General features: G+C 69.1%; 14 protein-coding genes and 3 pseudogenes. 5 read left to right on the plus strand and 12 right to left on the minus strand.

Features of this window, described 5'->3' with window-relative positions:
• From BN3906_RS13370 to BN3906_RS13390, 6 genes and pseudogenes are all read right to left on the minus strand, one after another.
• Positions 1-928: 5-oxoprolinase subunit B family protein (locus tag BN3906_RS13370; protein ID WP_147593013.1), on the minus strand; the 928-nt coding region annotated here is incomplete at its 3' end.
• Positions 925-1,683: a LamB/YcsF family protein gene (locus BN3906_RS13375; RefSeq protein ID WP_066590082.1), complete on the minus strand. Its 759-nt coding sequence runs from the start codon at positions 1,681-1,683 to the stop codon at positions 925-927. The genes BN3906_RS13370 and BN3906_RS13375, both read right to left, overlap by 4 nt.
• Before the next feature lie 130 nt (positions 1,684-1,813).
• The gene (locus BN3906_RS13380) at positions 1,814-2,452 is read right to left on the minus strand and encodes a DUF3239 domain-containing protein (RefSeq protein WP_066590083.1); all 639 of its coding nucleotides are present in this window, start codon (positions 2,450-2,452) and stop codon (positions 1,814-1,816) included.
• Positions 2,453-2,461: 9 nt separating this feature from the next.
• Positions 2,462-4,108 (minus strand): DNA repair helicase XPB, encoded by a 1,647-nt coding sequence (locus tag BN3906_RS13385; protein WP_066590199.1) that lies wholly within the window; start codon positions 4,106-4,108, stop codon positions 2,462-2,464.
• Positions 4,109-4,117: 9 nt separating this feature from the next.
• Positions 4,118-4,363: pseudogene (locus BN3906_RS15540) on the minus strand (helicase-associated domain-containing protein); the annotation flags it as partial.
• A gap of 145 nt (positions 4,364-4,508) precedes the next feature.
• The gene (locus tag BN3906_RS13390; RefSeq protein WP_066590202.1) at positions 4,509-6,932 is read right to left on the minus strand and encodes a helicase-associated domain-containing protein; all 2,424 of its coding nucleotides are present in this window, start codon (positions 6,930-6,932) and stop codon (positions 4,509-4,511) included.
• Between the two features lie 101 nt (positions 6,933-7,033).
• On the opposite strand from BN3906_RS13390, the gene BN3906_RS13395 reads away from it, so the two are divergent.
• Positions 7,034-7,228 (plus strand): hypothetical protein, encoded by a 195-nt coding sequence (locus BN3906_RS13395; RefSeq protein WP_066590205.1) that lies wholly within the window; start codon positions 7,034-7,036, stop codon positions 7,226-7,228.
• Positions 7,229-7,352: 124 nt separating this feature from the next.
• Here the strand turns inward: BN3906_RS13395 and BN3906_RS13400 are convergent, their stop codons facing one another.
• On the minus strand, positions 7,353-7,928 hold the full coding sequence (locus tag BN3906_RS13400) for a resuscitation-promoting factor Rpf1 domain-containing protein (protein WP_066590087.1): 576 nt from the start codon (positions 7,926-7,928) through the stop codon (positions 7,353-7,355).
• Between the two features lie 522 nt (positions 7,929-8,450).
• Here BN3906_RS13400 and BN3906_RS13405 point away from each other — a divergent pair.
• Positions 8,451-8,840 (plus strand): cold-shock protein, encoded by a 390-nt coding sequence (locus BN3906_RS13405; RefSeq protein ID WP_066590088.1) that lies wholly within the window; start codon positions 8,451-8,453, stop codon positions 8,838-8,840.
• A 60-nt stretch (positions 8,841-8,900) separates the two neighbouring features.
• Here the strand turns inward: BN3906_RS13405 and BN3906_RS13410 are convergent, their stop codons facing one another.
• Genes BN3906_RS13410 through BN3906_RS13420 form a run of 3 tightly spaced genes read right to left on the minus strand, consistent with a single transcriptional unit; the run spans position 8,901 to position 11,841 of the window.
• On the minus strand, positions 8,901-9,509 hold the full coding sequence (locus BN3906_RS13410) for a DUF2771 domain-containing protein (RefSeq protein ID WP_066590089.1): 609 nt from the start codon (positions 9,507-9,509) through the stop codon (positions 8,901-8,903).
• A 29-nt stretch (positions 9,510-9,538) separates the two neighbouring features.
• Complete coding sequence (locus BN3906_RS13415) at positions 9,539-10,945, minus strand: MFS transporter (RefSeq protein WP_261797045.1); 1,407 nt, start codon at positions 10,943-10,945, stop codon at positions 9,539-9,541.
• Positions 10,942-11,841 carry a glutaminyl-peptide cyclotransferase gene (locus tag BN3906_RS13420; protein ID WP_066590101.1) on the minus strand — a complete coding sequence of 300 codons (900 nt, stop codon included), beginning with the start codon at positions 11,839-11,841 and terminating at the stop codon, positions 10,942-10,944. The genes BN3906_RS13415 and BN3906_RS13420 overlap by 4 nt, the downstream gene beginning before the upstream one ends.
• A gap of 18 nt (positions 11,842-11,859) precedes the next feature.
• On the opposite strand from BN3906_RS13420, the gene BN3906_RS13425 reads away from it, so the two are divergent.
• From BN3906_RS13425 to BN3906_RS13435, 3 genes and pseudogenes are all read left to right on the plus strand, one after another.
• Positions 11,860-12,699, plus strand: a complete 840-nt coding sequence (locus BN3906_RS13425) for a DUF3027 domain-containing protein (RefSeq protein WP_066590209.1) — start codon at positions 11,860-11,862, stop codon at positions 12,697-12,699.
• Between the two features lie 191 nt (positions 12,700-12,890).
• Positions 12,891-14,372: an NCS2 family permease gene (locus BN3906_RS13430; RefSeq protein WP_066590103.1), complete on the plus strand. Its 1,482-nt coding sequence runs from the start codon at positions 12,891-12,893 to the stop codon at positions 14,370-14,372.
• A gap of 67 nt (positions 14,373-14,439) precedes the next feature.
• Positions 14,440-15,132, plus strand: a pseudogene (locus BN3906_RS13435) (TrmH family RNA methyltransferase); the annotation flags it as partial.
• A 228-nt stretch (positions 15,133-15,360) separates the two neighbouring features.
• On the opposite strand, the pseudogene BN3906_RS15545 reads toward BN3906_RS13435, so the two are convergent.
• Together BN3906_RS15545 and sepH are read right to left on the minus strand one after the other, a co-directional pair.
• Positions 15,361-15,915 (minus strand): annotated as a pseudogene (locus BN3906_RS15545) (DUF6928 family protein); the annotation flags it as partial.
• Between the two features lie 3 nt (positions 15,916-15,918).
• Positions 15,919-16,968, minus strand: coding sequence for a septation protein SepH (gene sepH / locus BN3906_RS13445; RefSeq protein ID WP_066590109.1), 1,050 nt, complete (start codon positions 16,966-16,968; stop codon positions 15,919-15,921).
• Positions 16,969-16,977: the final 9 nt, after the last annotated feature.

The following is a 16,977-nucleotide window of genomic DNA, read 5'->3' on the forward strand; positions in this document are numbered from 1 at the left end:
GCCCGCCGATGTTCTCCAGGACGGCGGCGTCGCGTGCATTGCCGACAGCATCGTTCGCGGCCCGGGCGGCGCCGAGGTCGGCGGCACCGGATCCGGGGACTCCCAGGTCGCCGTACCCGTGGCGTCCCCGGTCCTCGACGAGGGTCTGCAGGCCCGGGTCGTCGACCTGCAGCACGGGGCGGCGGGGCGGGGGGGGGAGGGGGCGGGCCACGCTCTTGCGCGGTCCTGTGGGGGAGGACGCCGGTGACGTGACCTTTCCCGGTGCCTGTGCGGGGCCGACTTCGGCCCGGGGTGTCACCGGCCGGTAGCGGACCAGGTCACCGGGGGAGAGCAGGGCGGGGTGGGCGGACGCGGCGTCCCAGAACGGAGTGGTGGTCGTCCCGATCAGCTGCCAGCCGCCCGGGGAGGTGCGGGGGTAGACCGCGGAGAATTCCCCGGCCAGGGCCACCGATCCGGCGGGGACGGTTGTCCGGGGGGACCGGTGTCGCGGAATCTCCGGCAGTCGGGGGTCCCCCTGCGGCACGCAGTAGGTGAAACCCGGGGCGAAGCCGCCGAACGCGGCGACCCACGTCGTGGAGGAGTGCAGGTCGACCAGCGCCGCGGTACTCATCCCGAGACCGTTGGCGAGGTCATCGAGGTCCTCCCCGTCGTAGACGACGTCGACGGTGACTTCACGGGGGTCGGGCAGGGTCGTGCGCCCGGGTGTGAACCCGGGGAGGATGTGTCGCGCCGAGGCCGCGTGGGTGGGGGAGCTGAAGCGGACGAGGACGGTGCCTGCGGCGGCGCCGACCTCGGTCTGGCCGGGCAGGGGGTCGGCGCTGAGCGCGGCGTGCCACGCCATCGCGGTCGCCAGGTCGGGCAGGTCCACGAGCAGTGCGAGAGTGCCGACGCGGTGGACGGGGACGGACTGCGGGGTCGGGGCGGTCACAGGAAGCTCCGGACGGTGATGCCGTCGCGTGCGAGTTCTTCGACGATGCTGCGCGCCAGTGCCACCGAGCCGGGGGAGTCACCGTGGACGCAGACGGATTCGGCGTCCACCCTGATGACCGTGCCGTCGACTGCGGTGACGGTACCGGTGGTGGCGACCTGGCGTACGCGGTCGGCGACGAAGGAGGGGTCGGGGACGACGGCGTCCGGCCGGTCACGGGAGACGAGGGTGCCGTCGGGGTTGTAGTTGCGGTCGGCGAAGGCCTCGCGGATGACGCGGAGGCCCTTCTTCCCGGCGATGTCGGCGGCCACTGCGCCGGGCAGGAGCATGACGGGGATGTCCGCGGAGAAGGCGTGGACGCCGTCGATGACTGCGCGGGCCTGTTCTGTGTCGTGGACGATGGTGTTGTACAGGGCGCCGTGGGGTTTGACGTACCGCACCCGGGTGCCGTACCGGCGGGCGAGGGCGTCGAGTGCCCCGATCTGGTAGAGGACTTCATCGGCGAGGCGGGAGGGGTCGATGTCGATGAAGGTACGGCCGAAGTTCTCCGGGTCCCGGTAGCCGATGTGTGCCCCGACGGTGACGCCGCGTCGCGCGGCCGCCTCCACCGTCCCGGCGATCGAGTGCGGGTCGCCGGCATGGAATCCGGTGGCGATGTTCGCGCTGCTGACCAGTCCGATCATGGCGGCGTCGTCGGCGACGGGAACGCCACGGTATGTTTCGCCGAGATCTGCGTTGAGGTCGATTGCTGTCATCGGGTTGTCTCCTGCGGGACGCCGCATTGTCGGATTGTTGAACAATCCAGAGTCTAGTCCACGGCCCGGAAGATCACCACAGGAACACGGGACGCGCCCCTGGCTCCCCCGACGGTCCCTGCGCCCCCGGCTACAGTTCCAGCAGTCTCCGCCTCGTCGCCTCGACCTCGTCGACCCGGCCGACCAGTCCCTCGAGCTTCCGCCACCGCCCGGCGGGGACGGCGCCGTCCGCGGCGTCGATGACCGCACGGTCCTTCGTCCCCCACGCCACCGGCATCGGGGAGATCTCCTCCCAGTGGTTCCGGTTGCGGGTGGTGCGCATCCCTGTCACGGCCATCGACGGCACGTGCTCACCGACGACCCGCCGGATGCCCGGGACCGAGGTCACCGTCCGCACCGCAAGGGCCGGGGTGGAGGGCTCACCGGTGCCGTCGACGGCCGTGTCCACCAGGGCGAGCAGCACCACGTCGCGGGGGTTCACCTTCGCCACGACCGCGGGGACGAGGTCGTAACGGTCGTAGTAGGACTGCGGTGAGCCCAGCTGCCGCGGCAGCACAGGCACCATCACGAGACACAGCAGGGCCATGATCCCGCAGGCCACACCGACAGTGACCGTCAGACCGGTGCCGACCAGCACCAGTACAACCGTGGCGACAAGGAACAGGAGACCCAGGATCCCCGCCGACCACTGGAAGCGCCGGGCGTCCCGGAAGAACTCGTTGTGGGTGCGGGCGAAGCTCTCGTCGACGGTGAAATTGAACTCGGTCACGGTGATCCCCTACAGGTCTACAGAATCTATGATGCGGTAGCCGTACCCCTGCTCCGCAAGGAACCGCTGGCGGTGCGCCGCATACTCCGCGTCCAGTGTGTCACGGGCGACCACCGAGTAGAAGAACGCCGCACCCCCGTCCGGCTTCGGCCGCAGGATACGGCCCAGACGCTGCGCCTCCTCCTGCCGTGACCCGAAGGTGCCGGACACCTGGACGGCGACCGATGCACCCGGAAGGTCGATGGAGAAGTTCGCGACCTTCGAGACGATGAGGACGCCGACCTCCCCCGCACGGAAGGCGTCGAAGAGCTCCTCGCGTCGCCGGTTCGGTGTCTTGCCGTCGATGACCGGGGCGTCCAGCTCCTCCCCGAGTTCCTCGAGCTGGTCGATGTACGCGCCGATGACCAGGGCAGGTTCGCCCGCGTGCTTCTCCAGGATCCTCTTGACGACCGGGGTCTTGACCGGGGAACAGGCGGCCAGCCGGTACTTCTCGTTCTGCTCTGCGGTCGCGTAGACCATGCGCTCACTGTCACCGAGCTGCACGCGCACCTCGGTACAGTCCGCGGGCGCGATGAACCCCTGGGCCTCGATGTCCTTCCACGGGGCGTCATAACGTTTCGGCCCGATGAGGCTGAAGACGTCGTCCTCGCGTCCGTCCTCACGCACCAGGGTGGCGGTGAGCCCCAGCCTGCGACGCGACTGGAGGTCACTGGTCATCCGGAAGACCGGGGCGGGCAGCAGGTGGACCTCGTCGTAGATGATCAGTCCCCAGTCACGGGAGTCGAACAGCTCCAGAGCACGGAACTCGCCCTTCGTCCTGCGTGTGACGACCTGGTAGGTGGCGATCGTGACGGGACGGATCTCCTTTCTCTCCCCGGAGTACTCGCCGATCTCGTCGGCGGTGAGGGTGGTCCGGCGGATGAGCTCGTCACGCCACTGGCGTCCTGCCACGGTGTTGGTCACGAGAATCAGGGTGGTGGTCTGCGACTTCGCCATCGCCGCAGCCCCCACCATGGTCTTACCGGCACCGCAGGGCAGAACGACGACGCCGGACCCGCCGGACCAGAAGGAGTCCGCGGCCATCTCCTGGTAGTCCCTCAGCTCCCACGGTTCAGTCTCCGTGGACAGTGCGATCGGGTGGGCCTCCCCGTCGACGTACCCGGCGAGGTCCTCGGCGGGCCAACCGACCTTGATCAGTTCCTGTTTGATCCGGCCCCGCTCGGACGGGTGCACGACGACGGTGTCCGCGTCGAGCTGCTCACCGAGCATGGGGCTGATCTTCCGGTGCCTCCGGATCTCGGCGAGCACCGCCGGGTCCTTCGACTCCAGTACCAGCCCGTGGGCGGGGTCCGTGGCCAGGGTCAGCCGACCGTAACGGTCCATCGTCCCCGCGATGTCGATGAGCAGCGGCTGCGGTACCGGGAATCGCGAATAGGTCTCCAGGACATGGACCACCTGTTCGGCGTCATGCCCGGCGGCCCGTGCATTCCACAGGGCCAGCGGAGTGATCCGGTAGGTGTGGACATGTTCGGGTGCGCGTTCGAGCTCCGCGAACGGGGCCAGGGCGTTGCGCGCCTCGGCTGCCGCCGGATGGTCGATCTCGAGCAGGACTGTCTTGTCGGACTGGACGATCAGTGGTCCGTCGCCGAGTGGCACGGGAACTCCTAACAACGGGGACTGTGGTGGCAGGCGGCGGTGGCGGGCGGTGGGGCCCGCGGCGGTGCCGGCCGNGGCCCGTGCATTCCACAGGGCCAGCGGAGTGATCCGGTAGGTGTGGACATGTTCGGGTGCGCGTTCGAGCTCCGCGAACGGGGCCAGGGCGTTGCGCGCCTCGGCTGCCGCCGGATGGTCGATCTCGAGCAGGACTGTCTTGTCGGACTGGACGATCAGTGGTCCGTCGCCGAGTGGCACGGGAACTCCTAACAACGGGGACTGTGGTGGCAGGCGGCGGTGGCGGGCGGTGGGGCCCGCGGCGGTGCCGGCCGGGACGGGTCTGCTGCTGCAGACCGCAACCGGACCAGTCTAGTCCGGATCCGGCTCCTGCAGCAGACGGTGCTCAGCCCACGGGAACTCCGACCCAGGAGATGCGGTGCGGGCGGATCCCCAGTGACGTTCCCCCGGACTCCGTCACCCCGACGATCTTCACCGGGCTCATCGTCACCACCGAGATCCACTCCCGGACCGCAGAGCCGTCGGCGTCGACATAGCTGATCTCCACCCGGGTGCCCCGGTCGTACGCGGTGCGCAGGGCGTCCATGATCGCCCGCGGCTCGCGGACCGTCTCGACCCCCGGAACTGTCCCCGAGCCGTCCGGATCGTCGGGACGCGTCTCCTGTGAGCGACGCAGGGTCTCGACCGCCGCTTCCAGCTGGCCTGCGACGTCGTCCCGGGTGACCACGGGCGGGTCCGGGTCAGGAACCAGGGACAGGACCGGTCCGTGGGCGACGGCACCGGAATCGCCTTCGACTTTCACCCTGGCGCCCGAGGCGTCCAGTGCGTCGACGACGACCGAGAGCTGTGACCGACTGACCGCCACAGTCGGCGCGATCCGGCGCAGCCCGGCGCGGTCCGCCTCCGCGTCGGTGAGCTGCCCCAGGACGAGATCCATCATGGCCGCGTCCGGTGCTGTGAGCACGGTCGAGGCCGTCCCCGCTGTCACGGATCCGGTGTCCCGGAAGGTGTCGGAGATGAGGTAGTCGAGGCCCTGGGGGATCTCCGCGGCCATTCCGGACAGGAACCCCCGGACGCTCTCCGCGGACTCCCCGTAGGACGCCGCCCTCTTCAGTGATCCGGTGGAGATCCGCCACACGCTCGCCATGCCGGTGGACTCGACGTCCGCGATACGGCGCAGCATGGATTCGGTCGGGGCATCGAGCAGCCCCGGCGCCAGGACCGTGAGGTCTGCCTGGATGAGCAGGGTGTGCACCGGATCGGGCAGTACACGGGCCAGTGCCTCCGTCAGGGCGTCGACAGGGTCGGCGGAAGCGGGACCCGGGCCGGGATCCGCGTCAAGCGCGGTGGCGAGTGCGGTGGCGAGTGCGGTGGCGGCACCGGTGGGACTGCCGTCGACCCGGAGACCGAGCTCCTCCGCCTCACCGAGCACGGCGTCCAGGGCGTCGACTCCGGTACGGGCGGCGAGGGAGGGGCGCAGCTGCCACAGCTTCTCCGCGGCGTCCGTCCCACCGTCGAGCACGGTCACCAGCTCGGCGGTGATCCGGCGCAGGGCGGTGATCCGCGGGCTGTCCAGGGAGTCCTCGAGCAGGTGGGCACCGGTCGTCGCCGCCTCCCACTGGGCGTGGGGGCTGGACGACCAGCCGTACAGCAGCAGTGCCCAGCGACGGGCGGTGTCCGCGGACAGGAACTCCGCCCCCCGGTCGGTCACCCCCCAGACGTCGCCGTCAGGACCGGCCGCGTCCACCTCGGGAGCTGGCACGGGCAGACCCCGGGAGACCAGGTCCGCGTGCCTGCACAGCAGCAGCGTGCCCGTGACCTCCCCGACGGTGGCCCCGGTGCTGCGGGAGACCCGGGTGAGTTCCCGGACGCCGACCCCTCCCGCGGTCAGCGGACGCAGCGGTGCAGTCGCCAGATCGGTGAGCAGGTCTGTCACCCGACGCAGGGTCTCCACCGCGCGTGCCGCCCCGGCACTGTCGACAGCGCCGGTGACCGGAACCGGGACGGCGACGGTGAAGTCGCCGCCGGGCGCGGGGACGATCCGGCCTGAGATGAAGGCACCCACCCGGGGCGACAGTCGCGCCGTCCCGGCGTCGATGCGGTCCAGCAGGCCGGCGGCGATCATGCGCGCCAGCGGCCGTTCCGGATCGTCGAGACTGGTGGAGTGTCCGATACCGCCGGCCGACGACAGGGTGTCGAGGAGCCGCCGCTGTCGTTCCGGGAGCTTTCCGAGGACGTCGGGCATGTCCCGGGTCGGAACGGGGCAACGGTAGCCGTCGACCAGGGCCCACGGAATGTCGGTGGCGGGGCCGAACAGCGACCGGAGGTTGCCGGGCACCGCCACAGGGAAGGTCTCGGCGTCGCCTGCCCCGTCGACACGCAGTCCCGGCCCGTAGGCCAGTGCGAGGTGTGCCAGGGAGGTCAGCAGCCCGGGGAGTTCCTCTGCGGGCAGGCGTCGGTGCTCCGGTGTTCCGGCCGTGTCGAAGAGCCCGGTGAGTGCGGACCGGAGCTCGCCGCGGTCCACCGGACGGTGGGTGGCACCGGCCCGGACCAGGGCATGGAGAACCGCCAGGTGGGCCGCGTCGAGCTGTCGCAGCGCCCCGACGTCGGTCACCGTCGGCAAGGGCGCGGTGCCACGGGCGGATCCGGCTGTCCCGGAACCCGCTGACGGCATGAACGGGCTGTGGAAGGCACGCAGGCGCCAGAACAGGTCCACGAGGGTGGAGTCACCGTGGTCGGCCAGCCACTCACCGTACGTCGGGAACGGGGGAGTGGTGGAGGGATCCGTCCTGGAATCGTTGTCGGGCATGATTCCGTCGATTTTACCCGGACGGGTGCCGGGGGTGGGGTCGCGCCCGTCCGGGGTCTTCAGGTATTGCACGCCCGGTCAGGTGTGGAATGATGGGTCACATGGCTGATGTTGAGAAGAAGCACTACGTTGATCCGGGCTGGCCGAAGGACGTCCCGGAGGGTCGTCACGCCGTCAGCGAACTCATCGCAGGGGACGCCGGTGCCCTGAGCCCCTACGGTGACATCGATCTCCCGGTTCCCGCGGAAACCCTGCCCTATGTCCACCCGTTCACCGTGATCAACCGCGCGAAGTAGTCTCTGCGCGGTCCCGGTGACCGATGCACGGCGAAGGCCCCGCAGAACAGCTGTTCTGCGGGGCCTTCGCCGTGGACGGGGCAGGTGTCGGTGACCCGGCCCCGGTAGCTTCCGGCGTGCCGTGTCAGAACCTCAGGGCACCGGCGGCGGCGGTGATGCCGTCGACAGCCTGGCCCAGCTTCTCGGTCCCGGCACGGTAGGCACCGTCGAGTTCCTCGCGGTGCTCGTTGTAGGCGTCGGTGATCTGCTGGGGGACCGGGTAGCCGGCGGCCTCGAACAGTGCCGAGATCTGCGCGAACACGGTGTCGAGGGTGGCTCTTATACGCTTGTAGGTTTGTATAAGAGAGAGCCTGCGGGACGCCGCATTGTCGGATTGTTGAGCAATCCAGGGTCTAGTCCACGGCCCGGAAGATCGCCGCGGGAGCGGGGGACGCGCCCCTGGCTCCCCCGACGGNATGACCACGATGAACACGCCCACGGAGACGAGGGTGTTGGCGAGCAGGGCCGTGGTTTCGGACCAGCCGAAGCTCTCTTTGATGCGCGGCAGCAGGGTGCCGAACAGGATGAAGTCGTACACGGCGAGGGTCCAGGCGAAGAAGGCCAGGGTGGCGCCGCGCCGCGCCTCTGCGACGGGGATTCTGGGGAACTCACCGGAGGTGAGGTCGATCCCCTCTGGTTTGGGTGTGACTGTCGTGCTCATGACACGTGTGCCTCTCAGATGTGCATTTCATTGAACGGGGAGGGAGAAAAGCAGGGCAAAGCAGGGAGTAGGTGGGGCGGGGTCGGTGACCGGTCCGCCGCTGTCCGTCGTTCTCCGTCGTTCTCCGTCGTTGTCTCTGTCTGCAAGCGGGGACGTCCCCGCTCGGTTCGGTGGACAGCGTAACGTCCGGTCACGTTTTAGTCACGCTCAGTGAGGTCGTCCGGGTCCGTCACCCGGCGCCGGACAGTGGTCTGACCGGAGGCGCTGGTGGAGGTTGCGGGGCGGGGAGAAGGACGGAGCTCCTGCTCAGCGGCCCCGTTATCAATCCGTGTCTGGGTCGTTATGTAAATGTGATGCTGTGGATTGAGTGGGATAGTGATCTTGGTCACATATCTGGCAGCGTGGGACTAGCGGGACAACTGGGGCAGTTGTGATTCGGAGGGGTCCGGTTGATAAAGTCATCGGTTCCCCGTGCACCCGGCGACGCCGGATGCCGACCACAGGAAAGGACACGGAGAAGACATGCCGACCGGCAAGGTGAAATGGTTCGACGCCGACAAGGGCTACGGATTCGTGACAAACCCCGGCCAGGAGGACGTCTACGTGGGACGTCAGGTGCTCCCCGAGGGAGTCACCGAACTCGTCCAGGGTCAACGCATCGAATACGACCTGGCCACCGGCCTGCGCGGCCGTGGCCCGGAGGCACTGCGCGTCACAGTGCTCGACCAGGGGCCCCGCCGCGCAGCGCACAGGTACCCGCCCGAGAAACTCCACGGACTGGTCCAGGACACCGTCTCGCTGCTGGAGAACAGGATCCAGCCGGCGCTGGAGGCCGGACGACGGCCCGGGCGAAAAGAAGGCCACCAGGTGGCCGAGATCCTGCGGACAATCGCCCGCGAACTCGACGCCTGAGGCAGAAACCCCGGTGCCGCCCCGGCGATTCCCCGGTGCTTCCCCGGTGCGAGGAGGTGACTACCGGTCGGCGGCGTCTGTGGTGCTCGTGGCGCCGGTCGCGTCTTCGGCGACATCGTCCGGAGTGAGCGACCACACCGCCGCCACAGGTTCCTCGTCGTCACCGGAGCCTTCGACGAGGAGCGTCTGGATCTCCGCGACAGCCAGCCGGGGCCGGTTGCCCTCGGCGTCCTCGGCAGGGGAGGAGCCCTGAAGAGTGAACTCCTTCTGCTCGTTGGCGGAGTAGGAGTTCTCCGTGTTCGCGGCGGGATCATCGTAGATCTGGACGAGTTTCCAGTCATGGTCGTAGATGTCCTGCGGCAGCCTGACCGTCACCTCGCCGTCGGCGGGAAGCGGAATCCTCGAGGACTGCCCGCCGCTGCAGTCGGTGTCGTCGAAGCCGCACACCGAATACGGTGCCAGTTCCATGTCGCCGTCTGCGGTGGTGACAGTGACCCGGAGGTCGGAGGGGGAGGTGTGCGCCTGCGAGGACCGGTACCTCTGGACCCCCAGGACAACCCCGGCGACAACGACGACGAGGACGACAATCCCCAGGAACGTGAGCAGCTGGCGGCGCTGTGCGGCCTTTCGCCGCTGCTTCTTCGTCTGCTTCGGGGACTCGTCCGACATGGGGCCTGCTTTCCGTCTCGGTGCTGCGGTCAGGACCGTGACCGGACACGGCCGATGAGTGATCCCACACCGATGCCGCGGGACGCCGCGATCACGTTGACGAAGAACACTGTACCGGTGGCTGCCAGTACCGACATACCCACGGTGAGCTCGGTCGGCAGCAGCAGCCCCAGAGTGCCGCCCAGGACCCAGGATAGCTGCAGTGTCGTCTCCGAGATACCGAACGCCGACGCCTGGGCGGACTGGTCGAGATTCTCCTGGATCGTGGCGTCCAGGCAGGACTTCGAGATCGCGCTTCCCACGGACAGCACCGCGGTGGCCAGCGCAGCCGTGGCAGCACCGTCGACGACCGCAGCGAAGACCACCGACGCCAGAGAGACCACGCCCAGCACGATGACGGTCGACCTCGGACGGGAGAACCTCACCCGGGAACCGACCGCATTGCCGAGGAAGGTACCGACACCACCGGCCGCCCCGACGACGCCCAGGAGGGCCAGCTGCTCGGTGCCGGACAGACCGTGGGAGGACTTCGCGACGAAGGCGATGTAGATCGTCATGAACCCCGTCCCCAGCCTCTGCAGGGCGGTACCCCACATGGCTGTGCGGGTGGCGTCGGGGAAGCGGACGGACATTGACCGGCGCCACTGCCTGACCAGTGAACCGCGCGGACGATGCCCCTGCGGTGCGGGCATGTCACGTGTCACGGCTGTGGCGTCGGAGGTCCGCTCACCCCGGGGAGCGGCGATGACCTCTGTGGGGGCGAAAGGATCGGCGTACACCTCGTCCGCACTGCCCTCGGCGGCGTCCGGCATGAGAGCGCACAGGTAGATTCCCGCCAGGGCACAGACCAGCAGCAGCCACAGTGCCGCCTGCGGATCCTCGACGAAGGCGACGGCCGCCGCGAGCCCGCCGGCGACCATGGAACCGCCGATGTGTCCGGTGATCGTCAGCCGGGCGTTGGCGCGCACCAGGTCGAGTCCCTCGGGCGCCAGCCGGGGGGTGACAGAGGATTTCAGGACGCCGTACGCCTTGGACAGCACCAGCATCCCGAGTGCGGCAGGGTAGAGCAGCCACGAGTGGAAGTTCTGCAGCAGCACGGCCGCGAGGATGACACGACCGGCGAAAGTCAGTGACATGGCCAGGCGACGGCCGGTGCGGATCCGGTCGAGGACCGGGCCGATCACAGGGGCGAGAACTGCGAAAGGCGCGATGGTGACCAGGAGGTACGCGGCGACAGAGCTCTTCGACTCGCCGGTCGCCGCGGAGAAGAACAGGGTGCCTGCCAGTGCGACGGCCAGGACAGCGTCCACGGCGAAGTTCGCGATCGTGGCGTACATCAGCGCGGTCAGACCGGACTCTCTGGCCCCGTCCGCGCCGAGCATTCCCCAGACTTTCGCCGCCAGACGGTGGGTGGGACCGGGACGGTCACTGCTCACCGGACGGTCACCTCGTACACGGTGTCCCAGAGCTTCCCGGTCAGAAGGTAGTGGTCCGGGGTCCCGGGTACCCGGGCGATCCCGTTGAGCACGTCCGCTCCCCGACGGTCCCGGGCGGGAAGGTCCAGGCCGGAGGTGTCGAGGACGCCGGTGACTTCGCCCGTGGCCTGGCTGATCCGCACGATCCTGTCGGACTGCCAGATGTTCGCCCACACCTCACCGTCGGAACAGTCGAGCTCGTTGAGCTGTGTCACCGGTTCACCGTCGAGTGTCACCTCGACCCGTCCGGTCTCCCCGAAGGTCTCCGGGTCTCGGAAGGTCAGCGTCGACGAACCGTCGGACATCACCAGCCGCTCGCCGTTGGTGCACAGGCCCCATCCTTCACCGGGGTACTGCACCCGGCCGGTCTCCTGCAGTGTCGCGGCGTCCCGTTTCACCGCGACCCCGTCCTTCCACGTCAGCTGCCAGACCGTGTCACCGTGCCGTGTCGATCCCTCACCGAAGAACTCCGGGTCGAGGTCGACGGACACCGTGGGTACGGGAGCCCCGGTCGGGCCGGCACCGTCGCCGACCGACACGGCGCCGGTGAGCGGGGTGCGGTAGATCCGGGAACTCCCCTCACGTCCGGTGGAGACGAGCAGGTCCCCCTCCGGCATGACCTCCAGACCCTGGACGAAGGACGTCGGGTCGGAGGGGTACTCCGCGACAACCTCCGCGGTGAGGGTCGCGGCGTCCCCCGCCCCCTGTCCGGACGCCGACCCGGGCGTGTCCCCTCCACCCCCCGACGAGCATCCGGCCAGTGCCAGGACCGAAAGGACGGCAATCACGGGAGCCCCGCGGTACAAGGGCCCGGAACGGCGGGGTGAGCTGGACGGATACAGGACCATGGGCTCCATGCTGCCATAATGGGGAGTGTGAGCAATCGACGACACGGGGGAAAGCGGACACATGACCGGCGGGGGGCCGGTCGCGGCGTCCTGCTCTCTGCCAGGGGAGAGGAGGTCGCCGAGGAAGCGGTCGTCGAGATCGCCGGGCCGGAAGCGGTGGGCCGTCATCTCGGTGCCACGACCGTGGGCCCGGACAGTGCGGCACACCGCTTCGAATGCCGCGAGCGTGGATACCGGGGCTGGGAGTGGATAGCTGTCATCGCCTGCGCGCCGGGGACCGAGCATGTGACGGTCAACGAGGTCTCACTCCACGCAGGAGACCACGCCCTCGCCGCACCCGCCTGGGTGCCCTACGAGGACAGGATCCGGCCGGGGGACCTGCGGCCCGGGGACCGTCTGCCCCTGAAGACCGACGACCCCCGCGTGACAGACCCCGACGACCCTGCCGGTACTGCCGGTTCTGCCGGTTCTGCCGACGGTGTCCCCCGTAACCCGGGCGCCCGTCGCAGTCTCACGCGGGCAGGTTGGGAGGCGGCGGTGCGGCGCTGGACCACCGGCGAGGACGCCCCGGACCCGGAGTTCGCCGGTCTGGCGGAACGCTCCTGCGACAGCTGTGCCTTCTGGCTCCCCCTGCAGCGGCACGTGCGTACCGGGGCAGCAGGGTCGGGCGGTCGGGCGGGAAAGGCCGGTCGGGCGGGACAGGCCGGTATTCCTGAGGTGGGTGTGTGCGCCAACGAATTCTCCGCGGACGGCAGGGTCGTGGCATCCGACTACGGTTGCGGCGCACACTCCGAGACCCCCCGTGAAGCAGGTGAGGGCAGCGCCTCCCGGACCGCGTACGACGACGGCGGCCCCGAGAGGTACTGAAGAGGTACTGAAGAGGTACTTAAGAGGTGCCGCGAATTTCCGGTACGCCCGCAGGCCTCGACAGTCTCCGTTTCCCCCACTGTTCTCACCGTCCTCACCGTACTCACTGCGGCTCAGGTTGCCCGCACCGCGCCGACGGGAGAAACTGGGACGTCCCATCTGACGTTTCCTGAACTGAAAGCTGGTTCCATATGGCAACCCCGACAGGGCCTGCAGGGCCGACAGGACTGAAGACCCCCGCAGGTGCGGAACCGCGGTCCTTCCTCGACCGCTACTTCCACATCACCGAACGCGGCTCCACAGTCGGCACCGAGGTCCGTGGCGGCGTGGTCACGTTCTTCGCGATGGCCTACATCATTCTGCTCAACCCGCTCATCCTGGGCACCGTCGCCGACCGTGACGGCAATGTGCTGGGAATCTCCCCGGTCGCCGCCGTCACCGCCTTCGCCGCCGGCGTGATGACGATCGCCTTCGGCATCTTCGCGAAGTATCCGTTCGGCATCGCCGCCGGCCTCGGCATCAACACCCTCGTCGCGGTGACCTTCGTCGCCACCGAGGGACTGACCTGGCCCGAGGCAATGGGCCTGGTCGTCATTGACGGTGTCATCATCGTGGCACTGGCGGTCTCCGGATTCCGGGAAGCCGTGTTCCACGCGATCCCCGCATCCCTGAAGTCGGCGATCACCGTCGGCATCGGACTGTTCATCGCCTTCGTCGGTGTCGTGGACGCCGGCTTCGTCACCCGCAACACCGACGACATGAACACCACCGTCCCGGTCAGCTTCGGGGTCGGTGGCTCCATCGTCAGCTGGTCCGGCGTCGTCTTCGTCGTCGGCCTGGTGATCTGCGGGATCCTTGCCGCACGGAAGGTCCGCGGGGGCCTGTTCATCGGTATCGTCGCGACCACCGTCTTCGCCGTCATCGTCCAGGCGGTCGCCGGGGACCCTGACGACTCCCCCTCCACGGGATGGCACATGGCTGTCCCGGCCGTCCCGGACTCCCTCGGAGGTCTGCCGGACCTGGGCCTCATCGGCAACGTCGACCTTTTCGGCGCCTTCACCAGGGTCGGTTTCCTCTCCGCCTGCCTGCTCATCTTCACCCTTGTGCTGTCGAACTTCTTCGACGCCATGGGCACGATGACAGGCCTCGGCAAGCAGGCCGGCCTGGTCGACAAGAATGACGTCCTGCCCGACATGCGCACCGCCCTGATCGTCGAGGGCGCCGGTGCGGTTGTCGGTGGCGCGGCCTCGGCGTCCTCCAACACGGTCTTCGTCGATTCCGCCGCGGGTATCGGCGACGGTGCCAGGACCGGGCTGGCGAACATCGTCACCGGTCTCATCTTCCTCGCAGCCATGTTCCTCACCCCCCTCTACGAGATCGTGCCGATCGAGGCCGCCGCCCCGGTTCTCGTCATCGTCGGTGCGATGATGATGGCGCAGGTCAAGGACATTGACTTCGGCAACCTCACCACGGGCCTGCCGGCATTCCTCACGATCGTCATGATGCCGTTCAGCTACTCCATCGCCAACGGCATCGGCATCGGTTTCGTCGCCTATGTCGTACTGCAGCTGGGGACCGGCAACTGGCGGAAGGTCCACCCGCTGATGTACCTCGTCGCGGTGCTCTTCGCCGTCTACTTCGGGATCGACCCCATCAAGGACGCCATCGGCTGAGCAGGACCCCGATCCGGGGACCGGACTCGGCGGCCGACCGCCCCGGCCCACCCGCTAGGCTGACGGGGTGGAACCTGTGACCGTCATATCCGATCCCCTGGACCCCCGCCTCGACGACGTCCGGGACCTCAACTCCTCCGACCGCCGTCCCGACCTCCCCGGAGGCAGGGGCCTCGTCATCGCCGAAGGTAACCTCGTTGTCCCGCGGCTGATCTCCTCACGCTTCCCGGTGCGCTGCGTGGTGGGTTTCCCGCGGCGCCTGGCCGAACTTGTGGACGCCGCGGCCGCCGACCCTGCTGTCGCGGCAGGTCTCTCCGGTGTCCCTCTCTACGAGGTGGACCGGGAGACACTCGCCGACGTCGCCGGATTCGACATGCACCGCGGCCTCGTCGCTGCCGCCGACCGGGTACCCGAGCCCACCGTCACCGAGGTGCTCGACGGACTGGACCCCGGCAACCGCGTCATCGGCGTCCTCGAAGGTGTGGGGGACCACGAGAACATCGGCGCCCTGTTCCGCAATGCGGCGGGGCTGGGTGTCGGTGCGGTGCTTCTCGGTGCCGGTTGCTCCGACCCGCTGTACCGGCGGGTCGTGAGGGTGTCCATGGGGCATGTTCTCCGCGTGCCGTTCGCACACATGCCGGGGAAGACAACCACCTGGCAGAGAGGTTTGTCGGACCTCCGTGACCGTGGCTACCGGGTGGTGGCGATGACGCCGAACACGGAGACCACCCTGGAGGACGCCGAGGGCAACCCTGCCGCACCGCTGACCGCCCGGGACATCCGTGAGTTCTGCGAGGGCACACTGGCCCGCTACAAGATCCCGAAGTACGTCCACGTCACCGACGAGTTCCCGATGACCGGCCGGCACGGCAGGCACCGGGAGGTCACCGGGCCGCCCCGTGCGGACCTCAGGGCGCCCGTCGATGGCGAAGGCCGCGACCGGGATGTCGATCTCGTCGGAGACCCGGAAGCCCAGCCAGTGGGTGACAGCGGCGGCAGCCATCTCGGAGGGACGGAACGGCAGTTCGATTCCGTGTGCCTCGGTGTCCCCCTCCCAGAAAGCCGCCTCGGCGGGCAGCGGGAGTCCGGTGTCCTCGATGATGTGTTCCCGGGTCGCGTAGAAACAGCGGGTCATCCGACCGCCCACCCAGTGGGCGAAACCGCCCAGGCCGTCACGGTTGCCAGGGGTGTGCACCGTCACGAGCAGGTCGGCGGTGGGGATCATCCGGGTCAGGGACGCGAAAGGTGCGAAAGGCTCTGTGAGCTGGGGCAGGCCGGACAGTGACCAGTTGTGCGGGACATCCGGAAGGACGGTCTGCACGACAGTGAGTCCCCGGTATCCGCCGATGTAGAACTCTCCGTCGCCGGGGGGTGCGGACCGGTTCATGTCGAAGTCACCGATGTGGGTCAGCGGCCAGGCCGGATTGAGCTGGGCGAGAAGCTTCCGCGCGTATCCCCGGTCGGCTGCAGGCTCCGCGGCGAGAACGGCACGCGGATCCGCCGCGGTGATGAACCAGAGGGTGACGACCTGTTGTGACCCCATCCGTCATTTCCTCCGCCGGGGTGGGTTGCGGACCCCGAGCAGCACATCCTCCCAGTGCGGGGTTGCAGCGCCCTTCCTGCGTCGGGAAGGGTGGGACGGGGATCTGCCGACCGCATCGCCGAACAGGTCCACGGTCGACCCGTCACGCCTGGCGGGGCCCGGTACCCCGGTATCACCGTCCGCGCCGGTGGCCCCGTTGTCGCCGATACCGCCGTTGCCGGCGGCGTCTCCGTCAGTGGGGAAGACGTCGTCGACGACGTCACCGTTCCCGTCGAACCCGTCACCGGGCTCTCCGGCCCCGGGTACGGGGGTGACACTGCGGACCGGCCGGTTGAACCGGGGGTCGATGAGGTCGCCGGCGACCGAGTTCGCGGGCTCGACCGTGGACGGTCCGGCTCCAGGCGTCCGGGCGGGTACCCAGCGGAACTCGGCGACGAACTGGGTGGCACCCCGTCTGTTGCCCCGGGTCCAGGTCACGGTGACGATCCAGGCGTCGGAGGAGTCCATGGCCGCGTCCCACTCGGCGGCTCGGACATCCTCCCCCCGGGCACCGAACGCGGTGGCCAGGACCTCCCAGAGCGTGTGCTCCGCCGGACCGTCGGCGCGGACGGGGTAGGCGTCCCTGGCCAGCTGGGCGATACGGTGCCGTTCCATCTCGATGGGGTGGGCGTACGGCAGGAGACGGGACTCCGGTTCGCCGGTTTCCGCGGCGAGCTCGGCGACGGTCGCCCCGTGCCGGAGGCGTTTCTGGATGTCCCGGGGACGCAGACGGACCTTCTCCCTGCGCTCCTTCGGGGCAGTGCCTCCGCCGCGACCGTCGGCTGCCCCGGAGAGGGGGCGGACGGCGGGTCCGGTTGAGGTGGGGGTCGTGTCGGCAGCCTGTCCGGCACCTGCGGATTCTGTGCCGCCGGTGGTGGGGGAGGCGGTGAGGATCTCCTTCAGCGGGCCGGTGACCTCCAGCAGGAAGCGCTCACCGTCCTCTGCGGAACCGGGGACGCGCAGGACCAGGGAGGTGGCGTCACTGTCGCCGGGGACGAACTCCAGTTCCTGCATCGGGACCTC

It is taken from the genome of Corynebacterium provencense (assembly GCA_900049755.1).
Lineage (GTDB): Bacteria > Actinomycetota > Actinomycetes > Mycobacteriales > Mycobacteriaceae > Corynebacterium > Corynebacterium neomassiliense.